The following is a 17,335-nucleotide window of genomic DNA, read 5'->3' on the forward strand; positions in this document are numbered from 1 at the left end:
AGGGAAGAAAAAAGCGCTGTCCAGCCTCTAGCCAACATTCTAACGAAAATATTTGCTAAGCCCTCGAATGTTTCGGCTTGGCTTTTTTCTTACTCACAGCCGGTCCGGGGGACATAGCCCAGACCGTTGCTAAAAAAGCCTGAAAGGGATCAATACCCTGCTGTCCAAGGAGGCTGGGGAGTAACTTAGTCTTCTAGAAGGGATGGTGTGTACATTCCTTCTTTTTTGAATAAATCGACAAAATTTTGAGCAGCTTTGGATAAGCAATGATTCTTTAGCCATATTAATCCGACAGGGGAAGATATCTCGGTAAAGCTGGAAATTTTGTGAATATGTATAGAATACCCTTTATGCCGTTTAAGCAGTGTTTCCGGAACGATCGATGTGCAAAAGTCAGATGAAATTAAATCCATCAAAAGAGTAATGTCTGAACATTCGCCAACAATGTTGGGATGCAGATGGAGTCGGGAAAATGCTTCCAAAATTAAATAATGCACTCCTAATCCCTGGGTACTTGGTAATATGAGTGGATGGTTTTGAATGTCCACAAGTGACACTTCATGGTCAAACAGTTTCTTGTGTTTGGATGTAATAAAGTAAAAAGGTTCGGTATATAGGTGAAGAACTGAAAAATCATCCAAGTCAAGTGGCAATCGAATGAAAGCCAGTTCGACTACCCGGTCTCTCACTAATTTACAAAGATGAGCGGACTCATTTTGCTGAATTTTATAAGTCACCTTAGGGTATTGCTTTTTAAATTTATAAAGGGTTTCGGGCAAATCGGCAACAGAAAAGGTATTAATTCCAATCGTTAGCCTACCGTTCACCCCGTTTCCAACTTCCTTAACTTCCATTTTGGCCTCTTCCATTAACTGATCCATTTGCAAAGCATATTTATATAAGGCTTTTCCTGCTTCCGTTACTTCTAAATATTTCCCACTTCTTTCCGCTAATTTTGAGCCGAGTTCCTCTTCCATTGCTTTCAGTTGTTGGCTTAATGGCGGTTGAGAGAGATGAAGTCTTTTCGCAGCAGCTGAAATGGTCCTTTCCTCCACAATCGCTATAAAGTATCGCAGTTGTCTGATGTCCATCGTCGAAAAACTCCTTTTTCATATATGAAAAACCTAAGTGAATTGTATTTTTTATATATTTTTCGTTTAGTTATCTTCATGTTAGCATATTTGAATGGAACGAAAAAGGAGCCATGATGTTGTATCGTCTCTTCATGATTTTATTTTTTGTTTTACTTACATCCCAACTCCTCCCAGAGTTTACGGAAAGAACCGCAGTCCAATGAACCCTAATCTAATGAAAAGAAGGGGCTCCTCCACGTCGAAAAAAACACAGAGAAATCTAGCCTCTGTGTTTTTCAAAGTTGAAACCAAATGACCTGTCTTATTGGTTTCATAGAATCGTAATGAAAGCTTTTGTACGCAATCAAACAATTTCCTACGAATATCAATTTCAATGCTAATCCAAGTTTATGTCACCAATAGGTAACAAGATTATACATATAAGCGTTTTTAGAACTTTAACCTTCCAATTGATAGATTGACACGGTAGTTACCATGAGTTAAGAGACGTTCAAGAAGTAACTCCATTTCCTCATTTGAGGCGAAGTGTGCAGCCAATAAATAACACCCCTCTCCGCTGATCCGATGAACTTCGGAAATGGCCTCTTCCGTATTGAAAAACGTACGAAATGCCATGTGATTCTCTGAATTTACAAAAACAGTAATAAATGCAGTCACAGGCTGTCCGAGTTTCGCCTTATTTGTTGCAATCGTATACTGTTCAATTATGCCCATATCTTCTAACCTTCTAATACGGTTTCCAACAGCCTGCCCAGTCATATGTATTTCTTGACCAATTTCTTTCCATTGCATTCTTGAGTTTTCTTTAATAAGTGAACGATTATTTAGCAAGGCCATTGTTAATGTCTTATAATTACATTAACAGTATTAAATTTAAATCATTAATGGAGGTTTTGAAATGGATAAATTCATGGAACGAGCAGTAGAACTAGCGATAGAAAATGTTCGTGAAGGTGGACAACCTTTTGGTGCAGTACTTGTGAAAAATAACAAAGTTGTAGCAGTAGGTGTTAATGAGCTGCACAAAACTTATGATGTTAGTGGACATGCGGAATTACTGGCTATCCGGCGCGCGCAAGAGCAATTACAAACGAATGATCTATCAGGTTATACCATGTATGCAAGTGGGGAGCCTTGTCCGATGTGTCTAACGGCAATGTACTTTGCTGGAATCGAAAAGGTTTTTTATTGTGCTTCAGTTGAGAATGCGGTTGAAGTGGGATTAGGGAAATCTAAAACTATATATGAGGATTTACAAAAAACAAAAGCAGAACGCTCACTTTCGATGATACAAATGCCATTAAATGAAGGGCAAAAAAATCCAATGAAGCTTTGGAAAGAGAGAACGTAGTCTTTGGAAACTGTGAGTTTAATGATTCAGGAAACAAGTTAATATAAGTTTATTGATCTTCAGCAAACGGGCACATTTCCGGTTTATACGGATCATTTCAAATAAGGGATGAAAAGGCGACCAAACATTGGTGGTAACCCTTATTTTTTTGATTTGAATAAATACCGATAAATTTTTTTATAGGGATTTGTATGAACTGACAAACCTTTAGTTTTCATTTATTTTTAATAGACAAAAAATTTATTGCTTAGAAAGATTTACATAATGTGGCGCAGTTCGTCCTTTTTCGGTTAGTGTCCATATGCCTCGAACTGAATAATCTATGTAACCATCATAAACTAAATAATTTCTAGCAAAAGCAACTTCATTTTCAAACTTCTTTACTCCACTTTTTCCTCGGATTTTCGGGTGGTGACAGGCATCGGTTGGTACGAGCAAATCTTTACATCAAATTAATAGTAACTTAATAGTTTTGGAATAAAATGAATTTATCGTCATTTAGTGGAAGAATTCCTCATAATTTGACGATGTTTAATAGACTTTGGAGGTGCTGTATGAAGAGAAATTGGAAGAAAAGGTTGTTGCCGATCACTCTGTCAGTTGCTTTGGCTACGAGTATCATTTCTCCAAACCTGACGTCGGCCTTGGGTAGCTTTGATTTAAATTCTGAGGTTGTTCAAACACCGATCAACCTATATCAAGCTGATCTTGGATCTGGTGTGAAGGAAAAACATTATAGTTTTGAGGGGAAAGACGGTAAAAAGATTGAGAGTTTTGTAGTTGATGTAGATGTACATAATCCTAGTGTTTCGATTGAAGCAGGGACACCGAATGACGGAGAATCATATGGCCTTCAGCCCGTTAGAAAGCAAGCGGAAGCCGCAAATGCGGACAACCATCAAGTGGTTGCTGCTGTAAATGCCGATTTTTATAATATGGCAACAGGTGAGCCGAATGGGATTGTTTATAAGGATGGAAAAGCAATAAAAGCTCAGAATGGATCCTGGAGATTTTTTGGAATGACCAAATCAGGCGAAGCGGTAATAGGTTCTGCCGCTGAATATGATGTCATGAAAGAGCAGTTACAAGAAGCGTTAGGCGGGAATGCAATCCTAGTAAAAGACGGACAAATCTTTCAAACACCGCAAACAGGCGCAGATAAAGAGCCTCGAACCGCTGTTGGGATTAAAGCAGACGGCGATGTATTTTTTGTCGTGATCGATGGACGACAAGAGCCATATTCAGCTGGAATCTCTATGCCTGATTTGGCGAAATTAATGATTGATCTAGGAGCAGTGGATGCGTTAAACCTTGATGGCGGAGGGTCGTCAACTTTTACCACTCGTGAACTGGGTGGAGATCAGCTTGAGGTTGACAACCAACCGTCTGATCGTTCGGAACGAAGTGTTGCGAACTCGTGGCTGATTGTAACTGAAGAGCCAGCTGATCATGTTTTTGCCTCTGCTCATATTGAACCGTATGATCAATCCTTTACTCCTGGCTCAGCCATATCATTTACCGCGAAGGGAAGGGACAAATCCATGGCTTCCGCTGCATTGCCGACATCTGGCTTAACATGGGAATTATCGGATTCTTCCTTCGGTACCATTGATGAGATAGGAAATTTTACTTCGAACGGAAAAACCGGTCAATTCAATATTGTTTTGAAACATCAAGGCAATGAGGTTGGAAAAAGCATAATCGAAATCGCCCAGCCGGAAGAGATGTCTTTTACCTCATCGGAAATAACCGTTGCGAGGAATAGCGAAAGTAACTTAGGCTTAGTGGCGAAATTTCAAAAGAGAATGGTAGATTGGAGTTTACAAGATATCGAATTTGAAATCCCTGAAGGGATGGGAACCATTGATGAAAACGGTGTCCTTCATTCAGCTGATAAATCCGTTTCCGGAACGATTACAGCGCGCTTGAAAGATTCCAATCTTTCAGCACAAATAAAAGTTTCAGTTGGAAAACTTCCTAAAGTTATGTTTGATTTTGAACAGGATCTTGAAAGCTGGAGAACAGCAACAGCCAACCGCGGTGAAAAAGGAACGCTTAGTTTAAGTAAATATCCAGCACCCGTTCGGTTTGGTAGTCAGTCATTAAAACTCGATTTTGATTTTACCAATGCCCAAAAGGGAACCACTCTTGGAGTTTATGCAGGTCCGGGGTCAAACACAGCCATCGAAGATAACCCTTCTGGCATTGGGATGTGGGTGTACGGAACACCGGAAGCACAAGGCTATTGGCTGAGAATGCTGATTGTCGATGGTAACAACAAAAGTCAGACCATTAATCTGACTGGGGAAAAACCAGGGATTGATTGGACAGGTTGGAAATACGTCGAAGCAGAGATTCCTGCCTCTTTTACTGGGCCGTTCAAGCTATCGGGGACCCAAACCATTCGGTTAATGTCAACAAATTCAGGAATCACCGGACCAATGACCAAAGGAACTATTTATGTTGATAATATTAGAGCTGTATACGGGGAAAAAGTAGACGACTTATATCCTCCAGAAATCCAATCCATTAACGTAGACGGAAAAGAATTCACGAACAATGCTGTGAATCTGAAGGCAAGCATAAATGAATATGAAAACGATCCATTTAAAACAGGAATCGATTGGGATAAAATAAGTATTTTCATAGATGGAAAGGATTATTCCAAGCTGGAAGGGCATTTTTCATATGATATGGATGGCTCCGTGTCCTTAAGTGGACTAAAATTTGCTGATGGAACCCATCAGGTCACCCTTATGGTTCCAGATAAATTTGGAAACCAAGCCATTAAAACAGTCTATTTCACAGTAAACACCGGTTCAGCCAAGGTTGAAATCGCAAAAAAACAAGAGGAAGCGTTGCTGGGCGATGTGTTCGAGCTTGTGGTGAAAGCAACAAATCCAGCTGAAATCTCTGAATCTGCCATTAAATTGCAACTTGATAAAAACTATCCAGTAGAAAGTGTTACTTTTTCAAATGCTTTTAGCACTAGCACATCAAACTATGATAAGGAAACGGGAATTCTTACATTAAATCTTGTGAACAACGGGGAAACTGCAGCAGCTGCAGAGGCGGCAACGATTCAAGTTCGCATTCCTGAAACTACAAAGGAAGGCAGCTTGTTAACCTATGAAATCGCAGAAGCTAGTCTAAGCTATCGACCAGCGAAAGATCAAAGTTTTGTCTCTACCTATTCCATGAAGCCTGCGAGCGTGGAGGTCAGAGGTGCTTTCGAAATAGTAACAGAGCACATTTTAATTGGCAAGCCTACTGTTATGATGGTGAAAGATACTAAGAATGAATTTGTCGCTGATGCGGAAGTTTTTGCTGTGATTGATGATAAAACTGTTTCACTTGGAAAAACAGACGAAAAGGGTTCTCTTCTAGTCGATTCTATCATCAATGAAGTAAAGAAAATTGCTTTATATGCTGTCAAAGATGGTAAGTATTCATTCAAATTGAACACGCAGACCTATCCTTCTCTAGCGGCGGCAAACGAAATCAAAAATGTGATTAGCTCGCCGACGGGTGATCCTTATAAAGAAAAAGGCTTCACATGGATGTCGAGTCCATTAGCGGAAGATAAAACGGTAATCCAGTTTGCCAGAAAAAAGGACTATGACAAGAAAGGCGAAGGGGCACTAGAAACGGTTACCGGGTCATCCAGCAACCAAGTATTCTCTGGAGAGCAAGATATTACGAAAAACGGAATCGTTCGTGTGAATGAAGTGATCGTAACGAAATTACAACAAGGTACAACTTATATTTATCGTGTTGGTGATGGCGAAAATTGGTCAGAACTACAAGAGTTCAACACGTTAAAAAGGAAGCAAACGTTCGAATTTGCGATTTTAGGAGACACGCAATCTCCTTCCGATTTGAGTGATTTTAATAAAATACTAGGGGATTTAGATAAGAAAGACTTGTCGTTCATGATTCATGTCGGCGACCTGATTGATGAATCTTCTAAATTTAAGCAATGGGACGATACATTACGGACCATGAGCCAGTACAACAATATCCGTACGACTGATCTTGTCGCAACTCTGGGAAATCATGAATACATGGGGGATGCGGATGGCCATTTAGCGAAAGCCATTTTCAACTCGCCTGAAAATGGTCCAGATGCCGATATAGGCGGTACGTATTCAGTAGATTACAATAATATGCACATAAGTGTATTAGGGTATACGGATAATACCGAGATTCTGAACAAACAGCTGGAATGGCTGAAACAGGATGTACAGAATTCCGATAAACCTTGGAAAATCCTTGTTACCCACAAGCCACCTTATTTCACCAATCCTTTTGGTGGAAATGCCATCATGAAAGAAAAGCTTCCGCCAGTTGTCGATGAATTAGGAATTGATATCGTATTCTCCGGCCATGATCATTCCTACGGCAGAACGAAAAAATTGAAGGCCGGCAAGGAAGACCCGAACGGAACGGTTTATGTAGTCGCCGGTACAACAGGTAAAAAACACTACGATGCCGTGGCAGATGAGAAATTTGACTATGTCAATATGGAAAACATTGCTGTTTCCATTCAAGCCAAGGTAGACAAAGATCAAATCACCTTCACCACCATTACTTCTGACGGTGAAACCATTGATCAATTTACGGTCATCAATCCTGATTATCACGAAGAAGAAGAGGTTGAATAAGGAGAAAATAGAAAGAGTGTCAGGCACCATCGGGTGGTGCCTGGCACTCTTTTAATTATTTCTACAAACTTCGGGCGTTGACAGTCACCGCTCGAACTTTTCCGTCCTGCCCTGCTGCGAAGAGAATGTTTCCTAATGAAGCAGGAGTAGAATAGGTATACCCTGTGGAGAAGTGGTATCGGTCAACGACTGAACCATCTTTTGGATTAAGTCCTGTTATGAGCCCGTTAACACCGGTTACATAAACCATGCCATTTGCCAAAACAGGAGATGCGTTAAATATCCTTTGTTGTGTTGTAATCATCCAGCGCACTACACCGGTTGCAGGTTCAACCGCAAATACTTTGCCCCATTCATCGGCAAGAATTAGGAGTGGCTCTGGTTCGGATAGAATCAGCGGGCTTGAGTAAAGGAAGCCACCCTTAAGCCGCCAAACTTCTGCACCGGTCGCGCAATCCAGAGCATAAGCATTTGTTACATCTCCAACCAACACTAACTGGCGGTCATTTGGGCCCTTCGGTAAAACCGCTGCCTTGGATGCCCATGGGCTGTAAAGCAGTGTACGGTATGGGGCGTCTTTAATTGCCAATGGTTTGGTCCAAATGACCTTCCCAGTTGCCGCATCCAACGCCCGGACTTTGCCGTCCCCAGCGCCGATAAATGCAAAGCGTCCGTCTGAGGCAGGCTTTCCGGCAGATAATCCTTCAATTTGTGTACTCCAAAGCAGAGAACCTGTTTCAGCATTCACTCCTGCTATCATTCTTCCAACTGGAATAAGGACAATACCAGAAGCTTCTGTTTCAATGTAATGCAGCGTACCGAGAATCGGTTTTGGAAGTTTACATGTCCAAATCAAACTTCCAGATTGCGTATCAAGAGCATACAATGTGTGGTCTGCAGACCCTACAAAAATCCGATCTTGTTTTTTGTTAACGGCTGGTGTACCAATAATCGCTGCCCTGGTTTTATAGCTCCAGGTCGTTTTCCCTTTGTCATCCAGGTTTAGAGTGACAATTTCCCCATCCATGGTGGAGGCCACTACCAATGCAGAGGCACCATTTTGCACTACGATTAAGTCGGACTGAATAGGGCTGCGTAGTTCTTGCACCCAGTTCATTCGTGATTTTGAAATGATCCCCTCAGACTTATCGATGGAAACCTCCTGGAATTCGTCCCAAAATTCTCCTTGTGTGTTAGTTACCCTAACTTGGAGTAAGTAAACTCCTAGAGCCATGTCACTTGTATGAACATTTCCCCGCCATTGAAGTCGAGAACTTTTGGCTGGGATTAGGTCCTGCCAGTCCCCTGGATTCTTACCAGCATATGTATCTTCCGGCCAAAACTGATATTGGACGGATTGGATACTCGATTTTGGACTTAGCTCCACATGGAGAGAACCTGTTCCAGACGCATCTTTAGGCCCGGTAAAATGAACCAGTTTCGGTTTCTCAAACTGTGCGGGCTTTACTCCTTCAAGCAGTATCTCGACAAGTAGTGTTTTACCGGATGGGGAAGAGCCGTTAATCTCTGCATGATATATTGCTAGTATCGGAGAACCGTTTGCCGCATTCTTTTTTTCCACCCAATGGTAGACAGCACTGTCTTTTGCTGCTGGCAGGGAGATCAATGTCATCCCATTTTGTTTCCATACTTCTTCGCGATGAATATGTCCGGTAAAAACGGCCCGAACGTTATAGCGTTCAACAACCTCAAAAAACTTATTTTCATTGATAATATAATAATTATTATTGCCAATTGGATAATGTAAATAAACTACGACAGGTGTATGCACGCCTGTTTTTTTAAGGTCTTTTTCCAACCAGTCCAACTGGGAAGCTGTAAAATATCCTGGTTCCTGAAGAAGCTGAGTTGGATCTAGAGCAATAAAATGAATGCCGCCATGATCGAAGGAATATTGAGACTCCCCAAATAGGTCCTCATACAATTCTCCAGCCCATTCGTCCCAACGTACTTCATGGTTTCCGGGAACGCCATAGACACGACCTTTCAGCTCTGCAGGCAGAATTTTATCGAATTCTTGATATTCTTCCGCAAATCCTGCTTCAACCATATCCCCGACATGTAGAACGAAATTTGCTTTAGTATTAGAAATTTCATTAAAGATGGTTCGAAGCCGCTCGCTGCGTGCAGGATTGTATGGGTCGATGTGGGTATCAGCAATAATCGCAAACGAAAAATCCTGATTATCCGCTAGAACAAAAGAGCCAAATGGAAGCTGGCTCAACATGGCTAGACCCATAATTCCTCCTGTCTTTTTCAAAAAATCTCTGCGATCAATTGGATCCGTTTTCCATTTCTTAAATTCCTGTTTCATCTTTTCCTCCTGATTTTTGTGAGTAGATATTTGTGTTCACTAAAACTTTAACGGATGAATGTAAAGTGGAAACTTAGGAATTGTTAAAAGTATGTTAATGTGGAAAAATAAGTAATATTACTCTCATTCCTTTTAGGTCTTATATCCCAAAATCTTTGTGGTATTTTTCACTACCAACTAAGATATGAAAAGTCGTTACAAGGAACTAATAGTAACAAACTTAATTTATAGAAAATGGAGTGCCAGGGTATGTAAACTTGTCACTCTTTTTTGTTTGTAAAAAGAACTTTTAGAAAAAAATTAAAAACTTTCTTTCTCACAAACCTCCTAAAAAGCTTTTATTTCAACTATTTATTCCTTTTTTATCATTCATTTTCCCCTGTTCATCGTCCAGTTAACTTATTACTCTATGTCCTAGATCATTTAGATTAGTAGAAAATACTTAATGCAAAAGTCCCGTGTTTTTTTACAATATCTTTAAAATATATTAATCCTACGTTTAACTTCATTTAGTAATATTTTCATTGTAAAGTATGTACTCCTTTGCACTCTTTCTATCTAAAATACACAAAAACACCCGTCAATTAGTCACAATGTTTCTACTAAATAAAAAGGAGACTAACAAATGGTAGCAAATTTCAGGGGGAAATCAAAAAGAATTACTGCTGTTCTAGTATCAGCAGGTATTTTTGGAAGTATGTGGATGGCTCCGGTGAACAGTTCTACTAAGGTACACGCCGCGGAGCAAGCTCTTACACAGGAGAATTTCGATCAAATCGCTAACGGTACACTGCCTGCGGGCTGGAAACTTGTACAGGGAGTTGCCAAGGTCGTAGACGGCAAGCTAGTATTATCGTCTCCATCTTCTGGTGCTCCTGCCAGAGTAGTGATTCCTTTAGGAAACCAAACAGGGAATTACGTTTTTGAAGCCGATATGACGTTTCAAAGTGCAGTGGAAGACACTCGATGGGCTTCATTGATGTATCGTATACAGCCAAATTCTTATCCTTATTATCAATTCGCGATTCGCAGAGGCACTACGTCGTTGAACGGGCTGGAGTTCGCCATCCGGAATGAAAATAATCAATGGGTCGTACCGGAAACGAATTTCTATCCGGAAAATATGGTTTTCAATAAGTCATATCACATAAAAGTCATTGCAAGCGGCAATCGAGTGCAGCAATTTATCGATGGTCAGCTTGTGGTTGATACGGATCAGGCGGGGACATGGGCAAGTGGAGATGTTGGCTTTCAAGCGAGCGGTACCACCGTTCAATTCGATAATGTAAAGGTCAATGCCTATTCAAATGCACTTCCTCCTTTAGGGAAGACGAACGCATTTCTTCCCCAAGAAGCGAAAACAAATATCGTGAATCCGCCTACGATTATTTCGGATACAGTTGCGCAAGAAGGTGCATCTTCAGTGCTCCTTCAGGCAAAGAGGAACGAGCAGGGACAATGGACTGTTGACGGGGCACCTATTGAAAAAGCCCTGGAAAACATTAAGGGCAAATTCATTCCGGTTATTCAAGTAGAAGAACATGCGGATATAGAAGTTCTTGCGAATATCATGAAGGTAACACAGACACAGGATTTTCAGATTTTATCCAGTAATCCAGCTATCGTAAAAGAAATGCGCGGTTTTATTAAAACGGCACGCGGTGCCCTTCTTTACAACAAAGCATCCTTCAATAAGAATGATATAGCGGCGTTCGCAAGGGACATTCATAAAAGCGATGCGATGGTAGCGGTAATTCCACAAAAAAATCTTAGCCCTGATGCAGTCCACTATCTGCATAGCCGTGCCATTTCGGTTTGGGGAAGCGGTGCTGAAGATGTGCAAGCCGCTCATACAATCATTCATCTTGGAGTGGATGGCATTGTAACGGATAACCCTTTAGCTTCCATTGAAGCTTTGGGGCATTATCCAGAGAATACACTTGTGCAGCGCCCGGTCGTTGCCGCACATCGCGGTGTTCCTTCCATTGCACCTGAAAATACAATGGCTTCCTATCGAAAGGCTTATGAATTGGGAGCTGATATGATCGAGACAGACGTACAGAGGACAAAAGATGGCAAGCTAGTCATTATGCACGATTCTAAAGTGGATCGGACAACGAACGGAACTGGATATGTAAAGGACTTAACGCTTGAACAGATTCGTGGACTAGATGCCGGTATCAAGTTTAGTCCGGAATTCGCAGGTGAAAAGGTGCCAACATTTGCAGAGTATTTAAATGAGTTTAATGGGAAAGATGTAGTGCTTCTTGTCGAGTTGAAGGCGGATGGCATCGAGAAGCAAGTGATGCAGGAAATTGAGCAAGCTGGAATGATTGATAACGTCGTAATTCAAAGCTTTAATGCCAATCATATCAGAAACACTCGCAGTCTCAACCAGGAAGTTGGCACCGGTTATCTTTATTCGTCAGGCTCACCTTCCACGACCGACAGCAGGCTCAAAAAAGCCCTGCAGATGATGCAGTACGGCGCAAGCATGAACGCGACACTTAATGCAGACTATGGCAGTCTGAATCCGGAATTTATCCAATACATGCGCCAGCGTGGATTCTTAAATATGCATTGGACGTTTAGAAATGAGAATCCGTTTGGAGAAGCCTTGCAGGCAGGCGTAGTAGGACCGATCACGGACTATACCCAGTGGCTGACGGATGCACCGATTCGCCTAGAAATTCCGAACAAAAAAGTCAACTTGAATGTCGGAAAATCAGCGATGATTCAGGTGAAATCCAAAGTGAACTATCGAGAATCTAAAACGGAAAATATTCAGACGACGCTCTTTGTGAACAGTGGAGAAACTAAGGTTAAAATTGAAGGTAATACCATCCAAGCTATTGAGCCAGGAACGGTAAATGTGTTTGCGATGCATACATTCCAAATGCTTGGGAAGGAATGGCATTTAGTAGCAGAGCCTATTGAAGTAACTGTTACAGAATGAGAATTTAGATAAATGCGCCTCTTTAAATGAACAATCAAAAATTAGAAACATAATATGTTTTGCAATGGTTCTATAATAAACAATCAACTAGATAACACAACAATTCACAAATCAAGAAAAGGAACCTGGATAACCAAGAGCCTAATTTGAGAATAACATCGAGATGCAGGGACCAAGTAGGGTCTCTGCTTTTTTTAGAAGGAACTATCGCTACACCCAAAGTAACTCTATACAGCTAATCATCCATATATTCTTTTTTATCATTATTATTGAAAAATTCAAAATACATTGACAAAGGAGGAACGTTAGCAGGTTTGATTTGGCAATGAGATAAATTAGTGCAATAATAAACTTTGTCTTTAATATTGTAAAAATTTATTACCCGGTTGCAGGAGGAATTTGTATGCCACATTTACTCATTAGAGGAGTTTCAGTTGATCAAGTAAAAACTATTAGTACTACACTAGTACAAGAATTGGCGGATTTATGTGCATGTGGAACAGACAATTTCACCTTAGAAATTGTCAATTCAACCTATGTACATGATGGCAATGAGGTGCCTGGATACCCATTAATTGAAGTAAAATGGTTCGAACGCGGTCAGGAAATTCAAGATCAATTTGCCAACATTGTAACAAAACATATTCAAGCACTCGGAATTTCAGAGGTAGAAGTCGCTTTCAGTACATTCCTTGAGTCCGCTTATTATCTGAACGGAAAGAGTTTTGCCTCTTCGTGACGCTAAAGTTTTATCACAAAAATATATTAACTGTCTGTATTATTATTTACTGCAAAAAAAGGCAGGGGCTCCCTGCCTTTTTTGCAGTAAATTTGCATTTAGGATAGCTGCGGCATCCTTTAAATACACGGAAAATAAAATCAATCGTATAGAACAGTTTTTATGTTATCAGTAAAGGACTGACTGTTTCACGGTTAGTCCTTATTTTTTTGACCAGTCTGATTGAAAATATAAATGTCAACGTCTGTTAAATTATTCAATTGTCTTTCCAATCAAAATTTTCGATAAAATGTACAAATGCCTTAACTACATTCCATTCTAGAGATTCCTTATGATAATACATCCACGTTCTTCGTAATATAGGATTTCCTTCTTGATCAAGTAGGTGGATTTTTTGTAAGTCTTCTATACCGGTTAGTACCCTGCTGGACAAGATGCCATATCCTAAACCATTTATAACCATTTCCTTACAAGGGTCTACTTGATCGACTTCTATACTTATAAAGGGAGCTTGGGCATAATTTTCAGCCCACCAATGATCAATGACTGATTTTAATAAGTAATCCCCTTTATATTCGATTCTCGGAAGACGAGGGAGATCCTTCATATCAATCTCATCCTTTGAAGCAATACAGATGGTTTCCTCAAACAATTGATGTTTCGATAATCCCCGCCAGCCATAATCTCCACGAACAAAGCTGATATGAACGTCCTTATTGTGTATAAGTTGAGTTACGTCTCTGCTCCATCCCGTAGTTACTTTGAATTCCACATGTGGATATTGCATTTTAAATAATTTTAAAACATAGGGAAGTTCATAATTGGCAAAAAAATTGGATACCCCCAATTTCAACGTACCTACCACTTGGTCACTTTCGTTATTACTCATATTTTGGACATTTTCTTTAATCTTTTCATAATGAGCAAGAGCCTCCTCAGCACAATGAACAAGATATTCACCTTGTGGGGTAAAATGAACTCCTCTGCTTTCTCGGGTTACGATTTTTACACCCAGTTCTTCTTGCATATGCTTTAATCGAGTCGTTAGTGCGGGTTGAGTTAGAAATAATAGGCGAGCTGTTTTTGTTAGATTTTTTTGTTGATAAAGTACCTTCAGTATTTCCCAATCACGGTAATCCATAGTTTCACCCATTTATCTGTTATAAATATTTTTTATAGTTAAATATAATTTTTTAGCATTTTATTTATTTCAATTATTACATTATCCTTATCCTATAGCAATTGATAAATACCTTACTAAATAATCCGAAACATAACATATAAAGTAACACAACAATGGGGGAATAGGGAATGGGAGTACAAAAAAACGAACATAATCCATGGCGGAAATTTAATGGTCCAAACCTTGGCTATGTAATCGAACAATATGAGCGGTACACGAACGGTGAAGACACCATTGATCCAAAATTAAAAGAGCTTTTTATTAAATGGGGCTCACCTTTGTCTTTTGAGTCAAATCATACCGAAGCAACCCATAATAATGAATCTGTCAATCCTAATAATTTTATAAATATACAGAAAATACTTAAAGTGGTAAAACTGCTAGAAGAAATTCGATTAAACGGTCATTTAGCGGCAAACATGAACCCATTAGAGGAGAATCTCCAAAATCAAGAGTTGTTTAATCCAGAAAAATATGGGGTTAGTGAACAAGAGTTGAAAACGATTCCAACCAAACTAGTTTGGGAGGAGGCACCGGCAGGCATTCAAACCGCATGGGATGCTATCAACCATTTAAAGCGTATTTATACCTCCACACTAGCCTATGAATTTAACCATGTTCAACATATCGATGAACGAGTATGGTTAACTCAAATGGTGGAGACAGGTTCTTTGCATCGCTCCTTATCTAAAGAAGAACAAAAGAATTTGTTACAGAGTCTGACAGAGGTTGAAGGATTTGAACAATTTTTGCATAAAACCTTTGTCGGTCAAAAGAGATTTTCTATTGAAGGCGTTGACATGATTGTACCCATGCTGAATGAAGCCGTGCACGAAGGTGTAGGGGATGGAGCACGTAATGTCGTGATTGGAATGGCGCATCGCGGCCGCCTAAGTGTCCTTGCACATGTATTAAACAAACCATACAGCAAGATGTTCTCTGAATTTCAGCACTCGTCTGCCAAACAACAAGGTCCGTCAGAAGATTTAGTCGACATTAGTGAGGGCTGGACCGGAGATGTGAAATACCATTTAGGTCGTAATCGATTCATGGAAGGCCCCGGGAACGTTCGCACACGTATTACCTTAGCCAATAATCCGAGTCATCTTGAATTTGTCGATCCGGTAGTCGAAGGTTTTGCAAGAGCTGCCCAAGAAGAACGAAATTATGCCGGTTACCCTAAGCAAGATGTTAAGAGGGCATTTGCGATTTTGGTCCATGGCGATGCAGCCTTTCCAGGCCAGGGAATTGTAGCAGAGACCTTGAATTTAAGCGGGTTAAAAGGATATCGAACAGGTGGAACCATCCATATCATTGCCAACAACATGGTCGGTTTTACGACAGATAGCCACGATTCTCGTTCGACGAGATATTCGAGTGACTTAGCAAAAGGATTTGAGATTCCGATTGTACATGTAAATGCGGACGATCCAGAAGCTTGTCTGGCTGCAGTTCGTCTGGCCTATCAATACCGTACTCGGTTCCAAAAGGACTTTTTGATTGATTTAGTTGGGTACCGGCGATTTGGCCACAATGAAATGGATGATGCAGCGGTCACCCAGCCACAGGTTTACAAAAAAATCGCAAACCATCCAACGGTAAGAGCGGTGTATTCCAAACAGTTGCAAAATAAAGGCATTCTCAAACAAGAAGAAGTTGAGCACATTAATCGCTGCGTGTACGAAATGTTGCAAGCAGAGTTTGACAAAGTGTCCGAGAAGAAGCAGAGTGAACCCCTTGCAGAAGTAGAGGTTCCGAGGGTGATCGCAAAAGGAATTCCACCGGTGGAAACAAGTGTACCCCTTGATACCCTTCGTGAATTAAACCAAGATTTGCTGAAATGGCCGGATGGTTTTCATGTTTATCCAAAATTAAAGCGGATTCTGGAGCGCCGTGATAAGGCACTAGAAGAGAACGGGAAAGTAGATTGGGCGGTAGCAGAAGTGCTAGCATTTGCGTCGATGTTAAAAGATGGTACGCCGATTCGTCTAACCGGCCAAGATTCTGAGCGTGGAACGTTTGCGCAGCGGCACATTGTGCTTCACGACTCGGAAACAAACGATACCTATTCACCACTGCACCAGCTTCCACAAGCGCGAGCTTCGTTTGCGGTTCATAATAGTCCGCTGTCGGAAGCAGCTGTTGTAGGTTTTGAATATGGATATAATGTATTTGCTCCTGAAACACTTGTCATGTGGGAAGCACAATATGGCGACTTTGCCAACACAGCACAACCCCTCTATGATCAATTTGTTTCATCCGCAAGAGCAAAATGGGGGCAAAAATCAGGGCTTATCCTCCTGTTGCCTCACGGGTATGAAGGCCAAGGTCCGGAGCATTCCAGCGCCCGTCCGGAACGCTTTTTACAGTTAGCAGCTGAAAACAACTGGACAGTTGCCAACCTGACAAGTGCAGCCCAATATTTTCATATTTTACGCCGTCAAGCCTCCATACTAGGCACAGAGTTTGTTCGGCCATTGGTGATTATGACGCCAAAGAGTCTGCTTCGCCACCCGTTGGTCGCTTCTCCTGGTACTTCGCTAAGCGAAGGCCATTTCCAAACAGTTGTGGAACAGCCTGAGCTAGGAAAAGAGACGGATATGGTAAGGCGTTTAGTGTTAACAACTGGCAAGATGGCCATCGATCTGGCTGTAGAAATCGACTCAATGAAAGAAAAGCGAAACTTAGAAGAGATACACATCGTTCGAATCGAACAATTGTATCCATTTCCTCAGGAAAAAGTAGAAGCGATCTTGAAGCGTTATCCTAATTTGAGGGAAATCGTATGGGTACAGGAAGAACCGAAGAATATGGGAGCTTGGCATTTTATTGCCCCAACTCTTTTTGAACTTGCTGCAGGCAGCCTGACTGTCACTTATATTGGGCGTCAGTACCGTTCAAGCACGGCAGGCGGGGACCCATTAGTTCATAAGAAGGAACAAGAACGTATTATCGAACATGCCTTGAATTCTAATAGTATAGTAGTTAATCAGAAACAAGAAAACAGATAATC

General features: G+C 40.8%; 10 protein-coding genes and 1 pseudogene. 5 read left to right on the forward strand and 6 right to left on the reverse strand.

Features of this window, described 5'->3' with window-relative positions; genetic code table 11:
- Positions 1 to 185: 185 nt before the first annotated feature.
- The 3 genes and pseudogenes from TR08_RS20080 to TR08_RS20085 form a co-directional block, all read right to left on the reverse strand.
- Positions 186 to 1,091 carry a LysR family transcriptional regulator gene (locus tag TR08_RS20080; protein ID WP_045521308.1) on the reverse strand — a complete coding sequence of 302 codons (906 nt, stop codon included), beginning with the start codon at positions 1,089 to 1,091 and terminating at the stop codon, positions 186 to 188.
- Positions 1,092 to 1,364: 273 nt separating this feature from the next.
- Positions 1,365 to 1,504, reverse strand: a pseudogene (locus TR08_RS33695) (ABC transporter transmembrane domain-containing protein); the annotation flags it as partial.
- 19 nt (positions 1,505 to 1,523) lie between these two features.
- Positions 1,524 to 1,931, reverse strand: coding sequence for a winged helix-turn-helix transcriptional regulator (locus TR08_RS20085; RefSeq protein ID WP_045521310.1), 408 nt, complete (start codon positions 1,929 to 1,931; stop codon positions 1,524 to 1,526).
- A gap of 61 nt (positions 1,932 to 1,992) precedes the next feature.
- Here TR08_RS20085 and TR08_RS20090 point away from each other — a divergent pair, with 61 nt between their 5' ends.
- The gene (locus TR08_RS20090; RefSeq protein ID WP_045521312.1) at positions 1,993 to 2,445 is read left to right on the forward strand and encodes a nucleoside deaminase; all 453 of its coding nucleotides are present in this window, start codon (positions 1,993 to 1,995) and stop codon (positions 2,443 to 2,445) included.
- 240 nt (positions 2,446 to 2,685) lie between these two features.
- Here TR08_RS20090 and TR08_RS34030 read toward each other — a convergent pair whose 3' ends face one another.
- Positions 2,686 to 2,883: a winged helix-turn-helix domain-containing protein gene (locus TR08_RS34030; RefSeq protein ID WP_081954569.1), complete on the reverse strand. Its 198-nt coding sequence runs from the start codon at positions 2,881 to 2,883 to the stop codon at positions 2,686 to 2,688.
- A 116-nt stretch (positions 2,884 to 2,999) separates the two neighbouring features.
- On the opposite strand from TR08_RS34030, the gene TR08_RS20095 reads away from it, so the two are divergent.
- Complete coding sequence (locus TR08_RS20095; RefSeq protein ID WP_045521313.1) at positions 3,000 to 7,109, forward strand: phosphodiester glycosidase family protein; 4,110 nt, start codon at positions 3,000 to 3,002, stop codon at positions 7,107 to 7,109.
- 61 nt (positions 7,110 to 7,170) lie between these two features.
- Here the strand turns inward: TR08_RS20095 and TR08_RS20100 are convergent, their stop codons facing one another.
- The gene (locus TR08_RS20100) at positions 7,171 to 9,444 is read right to left on the reverse strand and encodes an outer membrane protein assembly factor BamB family protein (protein WP_045521314.1); all 2,274 of its coding nucleotides are present in this window, start codon (positions 9,442 to 9,444) and stop codon (positions 7,171 to 7,173) included.
- Positions 9,445 to 10,069: 625 nt separating this feature from the next.
- On the opposite strand from TR08_RS20100, the gene TR08_RS20105 reads away from it, so the two are divergent.
- Together TR08_RS20105 and TR08_RS20110 are read left to right on the forward strand one after the other, a co-directional pair.
- A complete protein-coding gene (locus tag TR08_RS20105) occupies positions 10,070 to 12,400 on the forward strand; it encodes a glycerophosphodiester phosphodiesterase family protein (protein ID WP_045521315.1) in 2,331 nt (776 codons plus the stop codon).
- Between the two features lie 403 nt (positions 12,401 to 12,803).
- On the forward strand, positions 12,804 to 13,139 hold the full coding sequence (locus TR08_RS20110) for a DUF1904 family protein (protein WP_045521316.1): 336 nt from the start codon (positions 12,804 to 12,806) through the stop codon (positions 13,137 to 13,139).
- Between the two features lie 256 nt (positions 13,140 to 13,395).
- On the opposite strand, the gene TR08_RS20115 is transcribed toward TR08_RS20110, so the two are convergent.
- A complete protein-coding gene (locus TR08_RS20115; RefSeq protein WP_045521317.1) occupies positions 13,396 to 14,280 on the reverse strand; it encodes a LysR family transcriptional regulator in 885 nt (294 codons plus the stop codon).
- A 170-nt stretch (positions 14,281 to 14,450) separates the two neighbouring features.
- Between TR08_RS20115 and TR08_RS20120 the strand changes: the two genes are divergently transcribed.
- Positions 14,451 to 17,333, forward strand: coding sequence for a 2-oxoglutarate dehydrogenase E1 component (locus TR08_RS20120; protein ID WP_045521319.1), 2,883 nt, complete (start codon positions 14,451 to 14,453; stop codon positions 17,331 to 17,333).
- Positions 17,334 to 17,335: the final 2 nt, after the last annotated feature.

This window comes from Neobacillus niacini (genome assembly GCF_000759675.1).
Lineage (GTDB): Bacteria > Bacillota > Bacilli > Bacillales > Cytobacillaceae > Neobacillus > Neobacillus niacini_A.